We start from the raw sequence: 17,950 nt of genomic DNA, 5'->3' as shown, positions 1-17,950 counted from the left end.
GCCGCACACAACCCCATAAGATCAACGATGGCTTTACTGCAAATCTCAGAACCCGGCATGGCGCCCGCACCGCATCAGCGGCGCGTGGCGGTCGGTATCGATCTCGGCACGACGAACTCGCTCGTGGCGGCCGTGCGCAACAGCGTGCCCGAAGCGCTTCCCGACGAGGACGGCCATGTGCTGCTGCCGTCGGTGGTGCGCTATCTGGAGAAGGGCGGACGGCGCATCGGCCGCGTCGCGAAGGAAGAAGCGGCCATCGATCCGCGCAATACGATCGTGTCCGTCAAGCGCTTCATGGGTCGAGGCAAGAGTGAGGTGGAGGGCGCGGAGAACGCGCCGTACGATTTCATCGACGCGCCCGGCATGGTGCAGATTCGTACGATCGACGGCGTGAAGAGCCCGGTCGAGGTGTCGGCGGAGATTCTCGCCACGCTGCGTTATCGCGCGGAAGATTCGCTCGGCGAAGATCTGGTCGGCGCGGTCATTACCGTGCCCGCCTATTTCGATGAAGCCCAGCGCCAGGCCACCAAGGACGCCGCCAAGCTCGCCGGCCTCAACGTGCTTCGACTGCTGAACGAACCGACCGCGGCCGCCATCGCTTATGGTCTCGACAACGCATCGGAAGGTCTGTACGCGGTCTACGATCTCGGCGGCGGTACCTTCGATCTGTCCATTCTCAAGCTCACCAAGGGTGTCTTCGAAGTACTCGCGGCCGGCGGCGATTCCGCGCTCGGCGGCGACGATTTCGACCACGTGCTGTATCGGCATGTGATTGCGCAGGCGGGCGTCGAAGTCACTTCGCCCGAAGACGTGCGGCTCTTGCTGGACCATGTGCGAGTCGCGAAGGAAGCGCTTTCGTCGGCCGATGAAACGCGCGTCCAGGCCACGCTTTCGGACGGCCGCGTGATCGATGTCGCCGTGACCGAAGCGCAGTTCGACACGCTCACCGAAGCGCTCGTCGCGCGTACGCTCGGACCCACGAGAAAGGCGCTGCGCGATGCCAAGGTCGCGCCCGCCGAGATCAAGGGCGTGGTGCTGGTCGGCGGCGCGACGCGCATGCCGGTGATCCGCCGCGCGGTGCAGACGTATTTCGGCCAGCCGCCGCTCGTCAATCTCGACCCGGATCAGGTCGTGGCGCTCGGCGCCGCGATTCAGGCCGATCTGCTCGCCGGCAACCGTCGCGGCGAAGGCGACGACTGGCTCTTGCTCGACGTGATTCCGCTGTCGCTCGGCGTCGAAACCATGGGCGGTCTCACCGAAAAGATCATTCCGCGCAACTCGACGATCCCGACCGCGCGCGCGCAAGACTTCACCACGTTCAAGGACGGCCAGACGGCAATGGCGATCCACGTGGTCCAGGGCGAACGCGAACTCGTGTCCGACTGCCGCTCGCTCGCGCGTTTCGAATTGCGCGGCATTCCGCCGATGGCGGCGGGCGCCGCGCGCATTCGCGTGACGTATCAGGTCGATGCCGACGGCTTGCTGTCCGTTTTCGCGCGCGAGCAGATTTCGGGCGTGGAAGCGTCGGTGGTGGTGAAGCCGTCCTACGGTCTCGCCGATGACGACGTCGCGCGCATGCTCGAGGAAAGTTTCAAGACCGCCGAGACCGACATGCAGGCCCGCGCGCTGCGCGAGGCACAGGTCGATGCAGAACGGCTGGTCGAAGCCACGTACGCGGCGCTCGCGGCAGACGCCGAGTTGCTCGACGAGAGCGAACGCGCGCAGATCGAAACGCTGGCGGAAGAACTCGCGACCATCGCGAAGGGCGATTCGGCGCAACGTATCGAAGACGCGACCAAGGCGCTTTCCGTTGCAACCGACGAATTCGCCGCGCGCCGCATGAACAAGAGCATTCGCCGCGCACTCGCCGGCCGCAAGCTCGACGATGTCTGATCCATTCGGAAATTCACGGAAAACTTAAGTCCATGCCTCAAATCGTTGTGCTTCCTCACGTGGAGCTTTGCCCGGACGGCGCGGTCATCGACGCCGATATCGGCAAGAGCATCTGCGACAATCTGCTGGAACACGGTATCGAGATCGAGCACGCCTGCGAGAAGTCGTGCGCGTGCACGACCTGCCACGTCATCATCCGCGAGGGCTTCAACGCGCTCGAACCGTCGGAGGAAGACGAGGACGATCTCCTCGACAAGGCGTGGGGCCTCGAACCGACATCGCGGTTATCATGTCAGGCAATGGTGCCGGCCGACGAGGATCTGGTGGTCGAGATCCCGCGCTACACCATTAACCACGCCAAAGAAAATCACTGACGGAGGCTCGCTCATGAAGTGGACAGATACTCAAGAGATCGCAATGGCCTTGACCGATGCGCATCAGGATATCGATCCCCAGTATGTGCGTTTCACGGACTTGCATCGCTGGGTGACGGAGCTGGTTGGTTTCGACGACGATCCGCAGAGCTCCAATGAAAAGATTCTCGAAGCCATTCAGGCTGCGTGGATCGAAGACGCGGATTATTGATCGCGTTGGTATCGTCTAAAAGACGGCGACTCTCGAAAGAGGTCGCCGTTTTATTTTGGGCGCGCGGCATTTCACCATATTGGCATGTTCCACGCGCAAAGTATTGCCGACCAGCTCGATCATCCGCCGGCGGACTGGCTCGTCGTGGATCGCGAATACAAGACGCAATCGGTCGATACGGCCGCGCTCGAACCCGACAACGCGAATTGCTGGTACGACGCGGCGACTCAGTCGCTGCACATGGTCGTCCCGACGCAAGGTCCGCACGAAGTCGCGGAAAGTGCCGTGGAGATGGCGGCCAAGTCGCATTTTCCGGTGAAGAACCTGTTCCTGCATCCGTGCTACACGGTGGGCTACGGTTCGAAGGATCACTTCAACGTGCCGTTCTACGGTCTCGTCGCGGCCATGTATGGCGAGGGCCGTCCCGTGCGCCTGGCTTTCGATCGCTTCGAACAGTTCCAGAGCTCGCTCAAGCGTCACGCGTTCGACATGCGCTATCGCATGGCGATCGACAAGAACACCGGCCTCATTCAAGCCTTCAAGGGCGACTTCGAAGCGAACGGCGGCGGACGCTGCAACTTCTCGCCATCGGTCGCGATGGTCGGCGCGACCGCGGCGCAGTCGATCTACTACATTCCGCAGAGCGATCTGACCGCGATCGCGATTGCCTCGCACGCGGTCGATGCCGGTTCGGCGCGCGGTTACGGCACGCTGCAAAGCATGGCCGCGACCGAGATGATGATCGACGAGATCGCGCAGAAGCTCGATATCGACCCGATCGATTTTCGCCTGAAGAACGTGTTCCGCACCGGCATGAAGAACACGCAAGGCGCCATTCCCGCCGGCGCGTTGCGCGCCGAGGAAGTGTTGCGTCGCGCGAAGGAACTGCCGCTGTGGGCCGAACGCATGCGGCGCAAGAGCGATTTCGAGGCGGCGCATCCGGGAATGCGCTATGGCATCGGCTTCGCGTGTACGCAGAAGGACTTTGGTACGGGCGCGGAAAGCGCCTTCGCGAAAGTGGAGTTCACGGCTGACGGGCGCATCGCGTTGAGTCACTCGGGCGCGGAGATCGGCACCGGCACGTCGACCTCGCAGGCCCTCGCGGTCGCGAAGTGGCTCGGCAAGCCCGCCGTCGATGTGCATATGGCGATCATCGACTGGACGGATCTGCCGGTCGTGACGAGCGGCGATCCGTACATCATGTCGCAAGCCGAGCAGGATCGGTTGAGCGCGAATCCGCGCTGGTCGCCCGCGTATATGTCGCCGGCCAGCGCGACGAATTCCGCCTTCTACTTCACGCACGCCACGCATGAAGCGGCGCGCGTCGTGTTTCGTCACGGCATCTGGCCCGCCGCGCTCGCGCTCTGGGGGCAGGGTATCGGCGGCGGTCAGGCGACCTCGTACGTCGTGCGTGTGGAAGATGCGCGCTGGGTCGACGGCAAGCTGGCGGCCGACGGCATGGAGCCGCTTGCCTTCGACGTGCTCGCGAAGAAGGCGCATGAACTCGGGCTCGTCACGGGCGCTGCGGTGCATACCTTCAATCGCTGGCAGTGGAGCGAGGCGCAGTTCGATATCGCGGGCACCGTCGATCAAGTACCGCTCGACGGACTCTCGGTGCGCTTCGGCAGCGCCGATGCCGCCAACGGCAAGCAACGCGGCAAGGCCACGGCCAACGGCTATACCGTGCTCGATCGCAAACGCGTGTTCATCCCGCCCGTGCAGCGCAACAACGCCGCGGTCACGTATTACAGCGCGGTCGGCACGCTCGTCGAACTTGCTATCGACTCGGCCAGCGGCAAGGTCGAACTGCTCTCGCATCATTCGATCATGGAATGCGGCAATCAGATCGCGCCGCAACTCGTCTCCGGGCAGTTGCAAGGCGGCCTCGCGATGGGCATCGGTCACGCGCTGCACGAGTATCTGCCGCTTTACGAAGACGGTCCCGGCAACGGCACGTGGAACTTCAACCGCTATCACTTGCCGCTCGCAAGCGATGTCGCAGTCTGGAAGCAAACCAGCGAAGTGTTGCCGCCGCTTTCCGAAACCGATCCGCCTAAAGGCATCGCCGAAGTGGTGATGATTCCGGTGGTTGGAGCCATCGTCAACGCGATCGCGCATGCGATCGGACATCGATTCACCGATCTGCCGGTGAGCCCGCAAAACATTCAGGAGGTGCTCGCATGACGGCCATCCCATCCGCCGCGGGCGTCGAATCGCGCTCGCTCTCCATGACGATCAACGGCAATAAGGTCGGCCCGATGCAGGTGCCATCCGGCTTGCCGATGATCGATTTCCTGCACGAGTATCTCGGCCTGACCGGCTCGCGTCTCGGCTGCGGGCAGGGCATCTGCCACGCGTGCGTCGTGATCGTCGACCGGGCCGATGGCACGAGCGAGGAAGTGCGTTCGTGCATCAACGGCGCGCATTTCTTCGACGGCAAGAACGTGCGGACCGTCGAGGGACACGCGAAGCGCAACGAGCAGGGCGAAGTCGTCGAACTGGCGCCCGTGCAGCAGAAGTTCCTGGAACATTTCAGCTTCCAGTGCGGCTATTGCACGCCGGGTTTCGTCAACGCGACGATGGTCCTGCTCGACAACCTGAAGCGCAATCCCATCGCGAAGGATCAGATCGAAGCGACCATCATGTCGGCGCTCGACAGCCACATCTGCCGTTGCACAGGTTACGTGCGCTACTACGAAGCCGTGAAGGAACTGGTGCTCACGACGCCCGGCCTGGTGAAGGACGCAGCATGACGAGACTGAATGTGACTCGCTTCGTGTCGCGTTGCGTCGTGCGGCTGATTCCACTCGCGCTTGCCGCTTTCGCGTTGAGCGCGTGCGGCGACCGTCGGGACGCGCCCGTTCACATCACGAGCTCGCCCGAGCAGATCGCGCGTGGACGCTATCTCGCGCATGCGGCGGATTGCGCCGCATGCCACACGGCGAACGGCGGCGCGCCGTTCGCGGGCGGCGTGAAGCTGCAATCGCAGTTCGGCACGTTCTACGGCACCAACATCACGCCCGATACGAAGTACGGCATCGGCTCTTATAGCGCCGACGACTTCTACGCCGTGCTGCATGAAGGCAAGTCGCCGAATGGCAAGCTGTATCCGGCGATGCCTTATACGTCGTATCGACAGATCACGCGCGAGGACAGTGACGCCCTTTACGCGTATCTGATGGCGCAGAAGCCGGCAGCCGTGCCGAGTGTCAAGCCGGTCCTCTCGTTTCCCTACAACGTGCGCTTCGCCGTGCGTTTCTGGGACATGCTGTTCTTGAACGACACCTTGCCGGATGCGTCGCAGGGACAATCTGCGGACTGGACGCGCGGGCGCTATCTGGCCAACGCGCTCGGCCATTGCGCCGAGTGCCACACGCCGCGTGGTGCCTTCGGCCAGTTGCAGGATGCGAAGACGCTGCAAGGCGAAGCCCTCGGCCGTGTCGGCGCGCCCGACATCACGCCGCAAGCGCTTGCCGCGCGTGGCTGGAATGCCGCCGATCTGCAGACTTTCTTCGCGACGGGCGTCGCGCGGCAAGGCTCGGCGTATGGCGAGATGCATCCGGTGATCTATCTGAGCACGCAACATCTGGATTCCAACGATCTGCGCGCACTCGCCACGTATCTGCTCGGCGACAAGCCGCAGGCAGCCGCGCCGCTCGCCGCCATTCAGTCGGGTGACGCCACGCGGCTCGCTGCGGGACGCTCGCTCTATCTGGATTCTTGCGCGGGTTGTCACGGGCACGAGGGCGAGGGCAAGCCGCACGTCACGGTAGCGATGGACGGCAACTCGACCTTGCGTCTGGCCGATCCGCGCAACCTGATCGTGTCGATGCTCGATGGCATAAAGGCGCAGCCGTTCCCGCACGGCGAGGCCATGCAGGACATGCCTGGATTCGCGGGCACGTATAGCGACGAGCAGATCGCCGAACTGGCGAATTATCTTCGCGCAACGTGGGGCGGACAGCCTGCCGAGATCACGGCAGACAAGGTGAAGTCGCTGAGGTAGTCGCGGTTTTCCGTAGCGCGAACGAAAGAGGCCACGGCTCGGCGAGCGTGGCCTCTTTTGCTTGGGGTTTGCCGCGCATTCGAGCACCCAAGTCGCCGTGACATCGTTGGGCGACAGTGCGTCGCTCGATCGATTCTTCGCGTTGGGTTTCAAACCGCTCGCCGTGCACCCGAGCACAGGAATCGCCGTGGTATCCGAGCGCCGGCGCGCTCATGCTCCGCGCTGCATTACCCAGGCAGAATACTTCTCAAACGCGCACGCCGCGTTCGACGAGCTGCCGCTGCAACGCTGGCCACATCTTCGCGACCGCTTCCTCGCCCGCCAAAATCGATGCGTTGCGCTGGCTGAAGTCGCTGCTGCTCATGGCATTGAGATTCGGCCGGATGACCGCGTCCGCGTACTTGTCGAGTTCATAAGCCTTGATGGTCTGTCCCATGATCGTGAAGGTCTGCATGAGCACGTCGAACGAGCTTTGCGTGAGGCCGCTTTCGGGACGCGCCGAAATATCCACGGCGATCACGAAGTCCGCGCCCATCTTGTGCGCGAATGCGGCGGGTACGGGACTCACCAGCCCGCCATCGACATATTCGTGGTCGCCGATCTTCACCGGCTCGAAGATCGACGGCACGCTGCACGCTGCACGACGCGCGCACCGCGATGCCCGTGTTGCCGCGCTGAAAGAGGATCGGCTGACCATTCCGAAGGTCGGTCGCGACGATGCCAAGCGGCTTCGCCATCTTCTCGATCGGACGATTGTCGAGCGTCTTGTTGAGGTAGTTCTGCAGCGCCACGCCTTGCAAGATGCCGCGCGTGCGAAAGGGCATGGCCCAGTCGCTGATCGAGGCTTCGTCCATGGTGAGCGCGAGCTTGTTGATGGCGATGCCGTTCATGCCCGACGCATACAGTGCCGCGATGACCGAGCCCGCGCTCGTGCCCGCCACGAGATCGACCGGCACGTTGCGCGCTTCGAGCGCCTTGATCACGCCGATATGCGCGAAGCCGCGCGCCGCGCCGCCACCGAGTGCAAGCCCGATACGAACGGGCGCTTGCCGCTGGGTATCCGTTTTGGGCGGCGGCGTGCTCGTGGTCGTGGTCGACGTGGCGTTGCCGCCCGTGGCGGTCGTGCACGCGGTCACGACGGATGACAGCGCCGCGAGCGAAAATGCGCGACGCGAAAGCGAAAGACGGGATGACGATGGCTTCAAGTTGAACTCCGGGCGCGCCTTGCTGCTTTGAACGTGCCTTGGCCGGTATCGGCAAAAAGGCGCGGACATCATAAAACAAAGGCGCACGGACCGGCACAAAGCAGGCCGCGAGTATAATTCCGGTTCACTTTGACGAAGCGCCGGCCGCGTGATCCAGCCGCACGAACGCTTCCGAATCAGCCGTCATTGGACACTTCTCGTCTGCTTTGAGGCGCGTAGAGCGCGCATCGGCTTCGAGCGAGACAGACGCCATCCATCGAGTAAAACCGCAATGACCACCCAAGTCCGTACCCGCTTCGCACCGAGCCCGACCGGTTTCATCCATCTCGGCAACATCCGCTCCGCGCTCTATCCCTGGGCGTTCGCGCGCAAGATGAAGGGCACCTTCGTGCTGCGCATCGAGGACACCGACGTCGAGCGCTCCACCGAAGCCTCGGTTGACGCGATTCTCGAAGGCATGGCCTGGCTCGGCCTCGATTTCGACGAAGGTCCGTTCTATCAGATGCAGCGCATGGAGCGTTATCGCGAAGTGGTCGCGCAGATGCTGGAGAAGGGGCTTGCGTATCACTGCTATATGTCGACCGAGGAGCTCGATGCCCTGCGCGAGCGTCAGCGCGCTGCGGGCGAAAAGCCGCGTTACGACGGCACGTGGCGTCCCGAGCCGGGCAAGGAGTTGCCGCCGGTTCCCGAAGGCGTGGAACCGGTGGTGCGCTTTCGCAATCCGCTGACGGGCGTGGTCGCGTGGGACGACGCCGTGAAGGGCACGGTCGAGATCTCGAACGAAGAGCTCGACGATCTCGTCATCGCGCGTCCCGACGATACGCCGACCTACAACTTCTGCGTGGTCGTCGACGACCTCGACATGCAGATCACGCACGTCATTCGCGGCGACGATCACGTGAACAACACGCCGCGTCAGATCAACATCCTGCGCGCGCTCGGCGGTGAAGTGCCGGTTTACGCGCATTTGCCGACGGTGCTGAACGAGCAGGGCGAGAAGATGAGCAAGCGTCACGGCGCCATGGCCGTGACCGGTTATCGCGACAACGGGTATCTGCCCGAGGCGGTCGTGAACTATCTCGCACGCCTCGGCTGGTCGCATGGCGATGCGGAAATCTTCTCGCGCGAACAGTTCGTCGAATGGTTCGACCTCGAGCATCTGGGCAAGTCGCCGGCGCAATACGACCACGACAAGCTCAACTGGCTCAACGCGCATTACATCAAGGAAGCGGACAACGGTCGCCTCGCGGAACTCACGCGGCCGTTCTTGCGCGAGGCGGGTATCGAAGCGAGCGCGATCGAGAACGGCGCGCCGCTGGAACTGGCGATCGGGCTTTTGAAGGACCGCGCATCGACGGTGAAGGAAATCGCCGATAACGCCGTGATGTTCTATCGCGAGCCCACGATCGATCCCGAAGCGCGCAAGCAGCACGTCACCGATGCAGTGCGGCCGGCCATCGCCGATTTGCGCGCGGCGCTCGCCGAAGCGGAGTGGAGCAAGGAAGCGATCGCCGCGGCCGTGAAGGCTACGCTTGCCGCGCACAAGCTCAAGATGCCACAACTCGCGATGCCGGTTCGCTTGCTGGTTGCAGGCACGACGCACACGCCGTCCCTCGACGCCGTACTCGCGCTCTTCGGCCGCGAAGCCGTTTTGCGTCGGCTGGAACTGGCCGCAAGCTGACTGAAGACGCAAAGCCGCGCGCGATGAATGCCAGCGATGCATGCATTGCGCGCAAATGCATGAAGAGAGGTAAAAAATTTCGCTACGAGCGTCAAAGGGTATTTACAACTTCAAAAATGGCCTATAGAATCTCGTTTCTGTTCTGCAAGGGGGTATAGCTCAGCTGGGAGAGCGCTTGCATGGCATGCAAGAGGTCAGCGGTTCGATCCCGCTTACCTCCACCAAGAATGGTTTTGCAGGGCAGGTGGTATTGTTTGTATGGTTTCCAGCGTTTCGGAAGTCGCAAAAAATACTTCACAAGTAACATCAGGTTGTATAGAATTTCGGTCTTCGCTGCTTGCGGCAAGTTGTTAAGCCCAGAGCGAATGATTAAGTGACAAAGACAGATACACAAGTTTCTGTCCCCTTCGTCTAGAGGCCTAGGACATCACCCTTTCACGGTGAGTACAGGGGTTCGAATCCCCTAGGGGACGCCAGCACATCGGCGGCTGCTAGTAAGAAGCGCTGCCTGGAAGTAAGCGCTGGAGCGGTAGTTCAGTTGGTTAGAATACCGGCCTGTCACGCCGGGGGTCGCGGGTTCGAGTCCCGTCCGCTCCGCCAACGCATTGCAAGCAGGAAGACTCCGGCTGATAAGCCGGATTTTTTTTCGCTGCGCTGTGTCGATAGTTTAGTTTTAGTAGGTTGAAGTCCCCTTCGTCTAGAGGCCTAGGACATCACCCTTTCACGGTGAGTACAGGGGTTCGAATCCCCTAGGGGACGCCAGAACATCGGCGGCTGCTGTAAAAGCGCTGCAATCGGTGAACGAGTTGGAGCGGTAGTTCAGTTGGTTAGAATACCGGCCTGTCACGCCGGGGGTCGCGGGTTCGAGTCCCGTCCGCTCCGCCAGCTAGTTGAGAAAATCCAGCCTTCGGGCTGGATTTTTTTTGGGCTCGTTTTTTCGCTTGCGTCAGGTCCCGCGCACCGAATCCTGCGCAAACATCCATTTGTCGATTGCCAGCAGGCGCGCACTGTCATAGTGTTTAGGGCACCTCCTCGTGCCCGTCCCGCGTGCGATGCTCGACCCGACCGAAGACCTCTCTCTGTTCCAGTTGCGCCAGGCGTCGATGGCGGATTTCGCTTTCGCCGAAGCGCTCACGCACGACAACATGGTCGGCTACTATCGTCGTCACAATCTCGTGTGGCGGGGCGACCTCTTTCTGTCGAGCTGGCGCGAGTCAGAGAACTTCATCCTGCAGGCGGACGGCGTGCCTATTGGCGTCATGCGCGTGACCGAGGAAGACGACTCGCTGCATATTCGTGACGTGCAGATCGCGCAGGGCTTTCGCGGGCGCGGCGCGGGCACCTTCCTGCTGAACACGGCGCATCGCTGGGCGCGTGCGCGAGGGCTCGCCGAGTGCCAGTTGCGCGTATTCGTCGACAACCCCGCCGCGCGCCTCTACGTGCGTCTGGGCTATCGTCCGGCGGGACCGCGACTCGCCTTGCTCGGTTCGATCCGGCACATGGTGCGCCGCGTTTAGGCGTCGTCCATCGGGCGTTCGTCGTGGCCCGTTCCCGCATCACGCGAAAAAAACGCGCGAGGACTTTGCCCGAAAGCGCGGCGAAACATCGCCGAAAAAGCGCTCTGACTTTGATAACCCAATTCCCGTGCGACTTGCGCTAGCGGTCGTCCCTGGCTCAGAAGCGGAATGGCGCGTGCGAGCACGGCCTGCTGGCGCCATTGCGAAAAGCTCACGCCGAGCTCGCGCCTGAAGAGCCGCGCGATGGTGCGCGTGCTCGCCCCGGCTTCCGACGACCATCGTTCCAGATCCGAATGCGACGGGTCGCTCAGCACGGCGTCGCAGAGCGCGCGCAGGCGCTTGTCATTGGGCATCGGCACGGAAAGCGGAAGTGGCTGCGAACGGATGATTTCATCGAGCGCGAGCGTGCCGAGCAGCCGCTCACGCTGACGGGAAATCGCGTCTTCGTCGAGTGCGGCGATCACCTCGCGCAGCAGCGGCGACACTTCCACCACGCGGCACGCGCCGAGGCCGGGCGGCACGACGCTGGCATCGACGTAAAGGGTGCGTAGATACGCGTCCTCGACGATCACGACTTCATGCGTTACGTTCGGCGGCACCCAGATCGCGCGGGAAGGCGGCACCATCCACGTCGAATCGGCGGTTGCCACGCGCAGCACGCCGCGTGACGTGTACGCCACCTGCGCCCACGGATGTGTATGCAGCGCGATCCGCACGCCATACGGCACGGGCCGCGAGCGCACGCGGATCGGATGATCGCGGGTCGGCGAATGTTCGACCGGAATGTCGAGGTGCTCGACATTCTCGCTGGCTGGATTCGTGTCGACGAACGTAGTCATGGATCGCCTTTCGGGCGGAAGCTTGGACGGCCCGCCGGCAGCGCATTTTCGCGGGGCATAATGCGCGGATCGTTCAACGCCACGAATGGAGCGGCATTCTCCGATGCAATACGTCTTTGTGTACGGCACCCTGCGCGCGGGCGAAGCCAATGATATCAATCGCGCGGCAGAGCGCCATGATCTGGCGACACCGGAGTATCTGGGCGCGGCGCACGTGCGCGGTCATCTTTTCGATTTCGGCGCTTATCCCGGACTAGTGCTCGATGGCGATACCGGTGCGCCGATTCGTGGCGATATCTATCGAATCGAAGAATCGCTTGTGCCTGTGCTCGATGAAATCGAAGAGGTGTATCCCGGTGTGGAAGGACTGTTTCGCTCGCACCGGATGCACGTCGAAGTGGAATTGGATGGCACGAGAACGCGCATCGATTGCCTGATGTACCCCGTCTCGGCGCAATCAGTTGCAGGACTACCGAAGATATCAAGCGGCGATTGGCTTGTTCGCTGATTACGCTGCGCCCGAGGTGCTCACGCACCAGAGCGCAGCGCGACAGAACTAGCCGTGCGGCCGGAAGCGAACTTACTGGCTCGAACCGGTCGTCGACTTGCCGTGCGACTTCTTGTGATGACTACCCGACTTATGCACGGGCTGCGAATGCATGCCTTGCATACTGTCTTGCTGCGACGATTGCAGAGCTTGTGCGCGCGATTCGACGTCCGCGATCTTCGCGGGATCGGTGCTCATCGTCACGCCTTGCTCGCTTTGAGCATAGGCCACCGATGCAATCGCGCTCAACGACAACAGAACAGCCACGGACACTTTCTTCATTTTAACCTCCTGGTGACAGTTGAATCCGGGAATCGCCTGTCCGATTCGGGTATTGCCGCATAGTTCGGAGCAAAATCCAGTCCCGCATCGCACCGAGGTGCTTCGCTACCCGAACGTCTTCGGCAATGCGCTTCGGACCGTACTTATCGTAGACCCCGATTCGGGCAACGACGTGTCGAACCACGATTCCTGGCCGGCCCTCGAAAAGCCGGTGCGCGATCTTACAGGCGCGGCTCGTTGCTAGCTAGTCCTGACTAAACCTCGCGCAATCGATTCACGCATTCGGCCAGCGCCTTCAATAAAGACGCAGCCAGCGATACACCTCGAAGCGCGCCATGCCCACGAGTTCGTGCGCCGCAAGCTCGCTGTTCTCGAAGCTCCGTAAGCGCGGCAGAAGTGTGACGGAGTTGTGTCGCACATCTGAAACGTAGGCCTGCGGACGATAACCGAATGCATCGAACGCGGCCAGCGAGCGGCGCATGTGATACGCCGACGTAATGACGATCAAATCGCTGTCACGTGCATCACCCAGAATGGCGGCGACATTACGCGCGTTCTGATAAGTGTTGAGGCTTTGATTTTCGCGGATGAGATCGCCCGGCGCGACGCCCTGCGCAAGCACGTAAGGCGCGTAATTGTCCGCTTCGGCCTGACCGTGGTTTTGCGGGTCGCCGCCGCTCAGGATCAATCGACACGACGCACCGGACGCACGGCACTCCCGGTACAACTTCGCCGCCGCCGCAATGCGCGGGATCGAGTCGGCTTTCGGGATGAGCCCCGTGCCTTCCCTGTCCGTTCCGCCGCCCATCAGAACGATGTCGGTCTTGGGTGCGAAGTCCGGCGTGATCGTCTGATCAAAGCCCTGTTGCGCCAGATTGAGCAAAGGCCCGGCGAACCATCCGCTACCGCACGCCCACGCCAAAATGACGGTGAGAACGGCAATCTGGACGCGGCGGCGTCGCCAAAGCGCAAATAATGCAAAAAAAAGCAGCAATAAAGTAAATAGAACCAATTTGATTGGGGTAACGTATTGGTTTGAGGACAATTCGTTCCGTCATCGCGGACTTCGGGAACGCATCGGCGGGTGTCGCAGTAAAGCGCGTGATTAGCGCGCTCTCAACGGGGGCTTGTAATAGAAAGCAGCACCTAACGCAAGCGGCGGCCAAACATTCGCCAGCAAGCTGATCATGCTTGGCAACGCGAAATTCGGCGCGCCGCGTTTAGTCGACGTCGCGGACCGTCTTGCGACCGTCACGAGCGTCGTCATGGCTGCACAGGAAGACAGAACGAGATGACCACGTATTCTAACGAAGCCGTACTCGAAGCACTTCGCCGAGCGCAGTATCGTCAGGTTCCCTGGGCAAAACGTCCCAAAGGTTTCGACCTTCTGCGCGCACTCGGGCTGCTCGAACTCACGAGACAGCGCACCGTTGCGCCAGCGCCGGGTTTTCATGCACCCGTGGATATCGCTGTCGTGACCGAGCGCGGGAAAAACGAATTCAACCGGCTTTGCCGCGACGAACGTTCGATCGACTGGGACTTGAGACGCAGCGAACCTTATTCGTTCGGCGGCCAGGAAGTCGTAGTCGAGGCGAGAGCCTAAACGGCGCGTGCTTGGAGCTGAGACTGATCGGCTGACAGGCCGAGGGAGCGTCGTCGTCAGTCTTGTCCGCCGGGCTTCTTCTCGGGCGTCCGGTCTTTCCCGTGGCTTCACACCGGCGCGGACGAAAAAAATCCCGTTTCGCACGGGAATGGTCCAGCACTTTGTTACGCAAACGCGCATCCGTCAATGATGCCGTCCCTGGCTCTCCCTTTCGGAATCGGGACGCGCGCGCACATTGCTCGCGATATCGCCGCGCAGATCGCCACGCGGAGCGGGCGGCGTCGCATCGCGCGTCCGGGCGATATCCTGCGGCGCGCTCATGGCCGCTCTCGTGTTCAGATGCAAATCCGACCCCGGCGGCGGCCGCGCTTGCCCAGATGCCGCCGCGCTCGTCAGCGCGCCGAGCGCACCGCAAGCGAGCAGTATCGATACCTTCATGGCGAGTCCCCTCAAACCCGAACAGGGCCTGTTAGTCCACTCACCAAACTATGCTTTGCGCAGCCAACACGCTGTAAGCAATGGTAAAGAGTTGTTTCTCCGCCGTTTGAGCTGAGCCTCGCCAGTTTTTTTGGCGAGCCATACAATGACCTGCGAGAAGGGCCGGCACGCAAAGAAGGGCGTGCGCGGCGAACATCGGCGGAAGGTGATGCCTCGCGGGCCGAACGCCCGCGTGCAGGGAATGAAGCGAAACTGAGCCGAAACAGGAATGTATGGAATCAGCCTGCTTCGAGCGGAACAGATAGATCAGGCCATCTTGGCCGGGGCGCGCCACGATTCCGGGTTGGTCCAGAATGCACCGCGCAGGCGATCGCGGCTCGGCGGCGCGGGCGGCTTGGCCGCGCTCGAACCAATGCGTCCGCGCAGCGAGACCTCGCGGCCATTGCTCGACAAACGCTTCACGATTTCGGCAAGCGTGCCGTCCGCCTGCCATTCGTCGAAACGGCGGCGGCAAGTAGGGGGCGAAGGATAACGCCCGGGCAGCTTCGACCAGCCTTCACCCGTCGAGAGCACCCACAGCACGGCGTTGACCACCGAACGCGCTTCGACGCGCGGACGGCCGCGCCGCTCACTACGCGCCGGCTCGGAACAGAACAAAGCCTCAACCAGCGCCCACTCGTTATCTCTCAAATCGTCGAACAGCACCATATCTCACCTCAGCGAAGCTAACCCCGGTGCGCTGCCCCGCGCCGCGCACTCTGGTCGGAATCCGATGAACGAATTACCAGGAGAGAGTCGGAACGGTGCGGCAGACGATTGTTTCTGAATGCCACGTCGCCCGACCTCTGTGCGCAATGAAATGCGAGAACCGTGCCATGCGCGTCGCAAAATCCGGGAAACCCGCATGGCAGTAGGCTGACGCAACGCCAGCATGGCCCGTATCAGACCCGAAACGAGCCGGATAAGAAATCGGGACAATCACCAATCCTGTGCAGAGAGCCCATCCAGCGTGCGTTTTCGCAATTATGCTGCACCGCAGCGAAACGTACGTTCGGAGGAATTGTCGTGGTTGCCGCCGCTATAATCTGTATGAAACGGGCTTATTGATGAACGTCGGGAATGAACGGATCGCTGAACGTGACGCTGCGCCAGTTGCGCGTCTTTATCGAGGTGTCGCGGTTGCGTAGTTTCAGCCGCGCGGGCGATGAAATCGGCCTGACGCAGTCGGCGGTCAGCCGATGCGTGCGCGAGCTGGAAGGGGAAATCGGGCTGAAGCTCATCGACCGGACGACGCGCGAAGTGCAGTTGACGGATGTCGGCGTCAATCTCGTCGGCACGGTGTCCCGCCTGATTGCCGACCTCGACTCCGCGCTCCACGAAGTGCGCGAATTGGGGCAACAAAAGCGCGGCCGGGTGATCGTCGCGGCGAGCCCGACAGTCGCGTGCCGGCTGATGCCGCGCGTGATTGCGTCGTGTCTGCGAGAATTTCCGCTCGTCACATTGATTCTGCGAGACGATGTCCAATCCGACGTGCTCCGCCAGGTCAAGTCGGGCGAAGCGGATTTCGGCGTCGTGATCGGGCCTTTGGCCGACGACGCCCTTCACGGCCAGCCCGTGATGACCGATTCGTTTTGTCTCGTCGCACGCCGCGATCACCCGCTCGCGCACGAGTCTGGGGCGCCATGGGAAGCGCTCGCGGGAGAGCGGCTCGTGATGCTCGATCAGGCTTCGGGAAGCCGGCCAATCATCGATGCCGTCATGCAGCGGCACGGCGTTCAGGCGCAGGTGGTGCAGGAGCTCGGCCATCCAGCGACGGTGTTCGGACTGGTCGAGGCGGGTGTCGGCGTGAGCGTGTTGCCCTGGCTCGCGCTGCCTTTGCCTGCGGATTCCTCGCTGATCGCGCTGCCGCTGGAACCGCGCGCCGAGCGCACCGTGGAACTCGTACGAAGGCGCGACCGCTCGCTGTCTCCGGCGGCGGAGTCGGTCTGGTCGCTGATCGCCGCGCTGCCTCCGCGCGCCGAGCAACTGACCTGACGGGCCGTTTGTCTCGAAAATGTGCCGGGAGCGTTAGACTGCGTTCTTTATTCGACGAGGCGTGCAATGAGTGAATCGGAAGGCGCGGTGAGCGCAGAACTGAGCGAATTGACGGGCGCGCGCGAAAGCGGTGCGCCTCATGCGCCCAACGCACGCGATGCCGTGCGGGCGTTGCGTCCGTCGCAAATTCGCGAAGTGGCGAATGCCGGTTTCGGCGTGCCGGACGTGCTGCCGTTCTGGTTCGGCGAATCGGATCGCGTGACGCCGCCGTTCATTCGCGATGCCGCGAGTCGCGCACTCGCCGATGGCGCAACGTTCTACACGCATAATCTGGGCGTCGCGTCTTTGCGCGAGGCGCTCGCGCGCTACGTCACGGCCTTGCATGGCGATACGTCGGCCGCGCACGTCGCGGTGACGAGCGCCGGCGTGAACGCGCTGATGCTGGCGGCGCAACTCGTCGTCGGCGCGGGCGATCGCGTGGTCGCGGTGACGCCGTTGTGGCCGAATCTCGTCGAGATTCCGAAGATTCTCGGCGCGAGCGTCGAAACGGTTTCGCTCGGTTACGGCGAAAACGGCTGGACGCTCGATCTCGACCGGCTGCTCGCCGCGCTCACGCCGTCGACGCGCATGCTGATGATCAACTCGCCGAACAACCCGACCGGCTGGACGATGACGCGCGATCAGCAGCGCACCGTTCTCGAGCATTGCCGCCGCCACGGCATCTGGATCGTCGCGGATGAAGTCTACGAGCGCCTGTATTACGGCGGAAACGGCAAGGTTGCGCCGTCGTTCCTCGACCTCGCATCGCGCGATGAACGCGTGATCGCCGTGAATTCGTTTTCGAAGGCCTGGCTCATGACGGGCTGGCGGCTCGGCTGGATCGTCGCGCCGGAGCGTCTCATGGACGACCTCGGCAAGCTCGTGGAATACAACACGTCGTGTGCGCCGTCGTTCGTGCAGCAGGCGGGCATCGTCGCAGTCGAGGAGGGCGAGCGTTTCACGCAATCGCTCGTCGCGGACCTGCACGCGAGCCGCGATCATCTGGTCAAGGCGCTGCAGACCATCGACGGCGTCGACGTGCGCGCGCCGGACGGTGCGATGTACCTGTTCTTCTCGCTGCCCGGCGCGTCGCGCAGTCTCGAGCTTTGCAAGTCGCTGGTGCGCGACGCCGGTCTCGGGCTTGCGCCCGGCAGCGCGTTCGGTGAAGAGGGCGAAGGCTTCGTGCGCTGGTGCTACGCGTGCGATCCCGCGCGGCTCGACAAGGGCGTCGAGCGTTTGCGCGTCTTTCTTTCGACGCGCGTCTAAGGTCGAGGATCTCGG

16 protein-coding genes, 5 tRNA genes and 2 pseudogenes are annotated in these 17,950 nt (G+C 62.6%); 17 read left to right on the top strand and 6 right to left on the bottom strand.

All coding sequences use genetic code 11. The features are described from left to right. The first annotated feature begins 27 nt into the window (after nucleotides 1-27). From hscA to LDZ28_RS08090, 6 genes and pseudogenes are all read left to right on the top strand, one after another. Nucleotides 28-1,893 (top strand): Fe-S protein assembly chaperone HscA, encoded by a 1,866-nt coding sequence (gene hscA, locus LDZ28_RS08115; protein WP_244825422.1) that lies wholly within the window; start codon nucleotides 28-30, stop codon nucleotides 1,891-1,893. A gap of 32 nt (nucleotides 1,894-1,925) precedes the next feature. Beyond that, complete coding sequence (gene fdx, locus LDZ28_RS08110) at nucleotides 1,926-2,267, top strand: ISC system 2Fe-2S type ferredoxin (RefSeq protein WP_244825421.1); 342 nt, start codon at nucleotides 1,926-1,928, stop codon at nucleotides 2,265-2,267. A 13-nt stretch (nucleotides 2,268-2,280) separates the two neighbouring features. Next, a complete protein-coding gene (iscX, locus tag LDZ28_RS08105; protein WP_244825420.1) occupies nucleotides 2,281-2,478 on the top strand; it encodes a Fe-S cluster assembly protein IscX in 198 nt (65 codons plus the stop codon). A gap of 81 nt (nucleotides 2,479-2,559) precedes the next feature. Then, nucleotides 2,560-4,662: pseudogene (locus LDZ28_RS08100) on the top strand (xanthine dehydrogenase family protein molybdopterin-binding subunit); the annotation flags it as partial. Beyond that, nucleotides 4,611-5,231 (top strand): (2Fe-2S)-binding protein, encoded by a 621-nt coding sequence (locus tag LDZ28_RS08095; protein WP_370652135.1) that lies wholly within the window; start codon nucleotides 4,611-4,613, stop codon nucleotides 5,229-5,231. The pseudogene LDZ28_RS08100 and the gene LDZ28_RS08095, both read left to right, overlap by 52 nt. Further along, nucleotides 5,228-6,484: a cytochrome c gene (locus LDZ28_RS08090; RefSeq protein WP_244825418.1), complete on the top strand. Its 1,257-nt coding sequence runs from the start codon at nucleotides 5,228-5,230 to the stop codon at nucleotides 6,482-6,484. The genes LDZ28_RS08095 and LDZ28_RS08090 overlap by 4 nt, the downstream gene beginning before the upstream one ends. 247 nt (nucleotides 6,485-6,731) lie before the next feature. Here LDZ28_RS08090 and LDZ28_RS08085 read toward each other — a convergent pair. After that, nucleotides 6,732-7,689, bottom strand: a pseudogene (locus tag LDZ28_RS08085) (patatin-like phospholipase family protein). Nucleotides 7,690-7,960: 271 nt separating this feature from the next. On the opposite strand from LDZ28_RS08085, the gene gltX reads away from it, so the two are divergent. The 7 genes from gltX (at nucleotide 7,961) to LDZ28_RS08050 (ending at nucleotide 10,887) form a co-directional block, all read left to right on the top strand. Further along, nucleotides 7,961-9,370 (top strand): glutamate--tRNA ligase, encoded by a 1,410-nt coding sequence (gene gltX, locus LDZ28_RS08080; protein ID WP_244825417.1) that lies wholly within the window; start codon nucleotides 7,961-7,963, stop codon nucleotides 9,368-9,370. A 148-nt stretch (nucleotides 9,371-9,518) separates the two neighbouring features. Next, nucleotides 9,519-9,594, top strand: a tRNA-Ala gene (locus tag LDZ28_RS08075). Nucleotides 9,595-9,770: 176 nt separating this feature from the next. Continuing rightward, nucleotides 9,771-9,846 (top strand) — tRNA-Glu (locus LDZ28_RS08070). Between the two features lie 47 nt (nucleotides 9,847-9,893). Then, nucleotides 9,894-9,970: transfer RNA gene (locus tag LDZ28_RS08065), tRNA-Asp, on the top strand. Between the two features lie 86 nt (nucleotides 9,971-10,056). Continuing rightward, a tRNA-Glu gene (locus LDZ28_RS08060) sits at nucleotides 10,057-10,132 on the top strand. Nucleotides 10,133-10,178: 46 nt separating this feature from the next. Next, a tRNA-Asp gene (locus LDZ28_RS08055) sits at nucleotides 10,179-10,255 on the top strand. 149 nt (nucleotides 10,256-10,404) lie between these two features. Continuing rightward, on the top strand, nucleotides 10,405-10,887 hold the full coding sequence (locus LDZ28_RS08050) for a GNAT family N-acetyltransferase (protein WP_244825416.1): 483 nt from the start codon (nucleotides 10,405-10,407) through the stop codon (nucleotides 10,885-10,887). Here LDZ28_RS08050 and LDZ28_RS08045 read toward each other — a convergent pair. Beyond that, entirely contained in the window at nucleotides 10,884-11,726 is an 843-nt protein-coding gene (locus LDZ28_RS08045) for a helix-turn-helix domain-containing protein (RefSeq protein WP_244825415.1), read from the bottom strand. The two genes, LDZ28_RS08050 and LDZ28_RS08045, sit on opposite strands and share 4 nt — an antisense overlap. A 103-nt stretch (nucleotides 11,727-11,829) precedes the next feature. On the opposite strand from LDZ28_RS08045, the gene LDZ28_RS08040 reads away from it, so the two are divergent. Beyond that, a complete protein-coding gene (locus LDZ28_RS08040; RefSeq protein ID WP_244825414.1) occupies nucleotides 11,830-12,234 on the top strand; it encodes a gamma-glutamylcyclotransferase in 405 nt (134 codons plus the stop codon). A 72-nt stretch (nucleotides 12,235-12,306) separates the two neighbouring features. Here LDZ28_RS08040 and LDZ28_RS08035 read toward each other — a convergent pair whose 3' ends face one another. Together LDZ28_RS08035 and LDZ28_RS08030 are read right to left on the bottom strand one after the other, a co-directional pair. Continuing rightward, nucleotides 12,307-12,555, bottom strand: coding sequence for a hypothetical protein (locus LDZ28_RS08035; protein WP_244825413.1), 249 nt, complete (start codon nucleotides 12,553-12,555; stop codon nucleotides 12,307-12,309). A gap of 295 nt (nucleotides 12,556-12,850) precedes the next feature. Further along, a complete protein-coding gene (locus tag LDZ28_RS08030) occupies nucleotides 12,851-13,438 on the bottom strand; it encodes a YdcF family protein (protein ID WP_244825412.1) in 588 nt (195 codons plus the stop codon). A 408-nt stretch (nucleotides 13,439-13,846) separates the two neighbouring features. On the opposite strand from LDZ28_RS08030, the gene LDZ28_RS08025 reads away from it, so the two are divergent. Further along, a complete protein-coding gene (locus tag LDZ28_RS08025) occupies nucleotides 13,847-14,158 on the top strand; it encodes a hypothetical protein (protein ID WP_244825411.1) in 312 nt (103 codons plus the stop codon). Between the two features lie 183 nt (nucleotides 14,159-14,341). Here the strand turns inward: LDZ28_RS08025 and LDZ28_RS08020 are convergent, their stop codons facing one another. Together LDZ28_RS08020 and LDZ28_RS08015 are read right to left on the bottom strand one after the other, a co-directional pair. Then, nucleotides 14,342-14,596: a hypothetical protein gene (locus LDZ28_RS08020; RefSeq protein ID WP_244825410.1), complete on the bottom strand. Its 255-nt coding sequence runs from the start codon at nucleotides 14,594-14,596 to the stop codon at nucleotides 14,342-14,344. 306 nt (nucleotides 14,597-14,902) lie between these two features. Further along, nucleotides 14,903-15,304 carry a transposase gene (locus tag LDZ28_RS08015; RefSeq protein ID WP_050454634.1) on the bottom strand — a complete coding sequence of 134 codons (402 nt, stop codon included), beginning with the start codon at nucleotides 15,302-15,304 and terminating at the stop codon, nucleotides 14,903-14,905. A 423-nt stretch (nucleotides 15,305-15,727) separates the two neighbouring features. Here LDZ28_RS08015 and LDZ28_RS08010 point away from each other — a divergent pair, with 423 nt between their 5' ends. Next, nucleotides 15,728-16,630, top strand: a complete 903-nt coding sequence (locus LDZ28_RS08010; protein ID WP_244828060.1) for a LysR family transcriptional regulator — start codon at nucleotides 15,728-15,730, stop codon at nucleotides 16,628-16,630. Nucleotides 16,631-16,696: 66 nt separating this feature from the next. Continuing rightward, complete coding sequence (locus LDZ28_RS08005; protein WP_244825409.1) at nucleotides 16,697-17,935, top strand: pyridoxal phosphate-dependent aminotransferase; 1,239 nt, start codon at nucleotides 16,697-16,699, stop codon at nucleotides 17,933-17,935. Nucleotides 17,936-17,950: the final 15 nt, after the last annotated feature.

The organism is Caballeronia sp. TF1N1 (assembly GCF_022878925.1).
Classification (GTDB): Bacteria; Pseudomonadota; Gammaproteobacteria; order Burkholderiales; family Burkholderiaceae; genus Caballeronia.
Note: the sequence above shows the minus strand (reverse complement) of the source record. Positions and strands in the feature narration are given on the sequence as shown.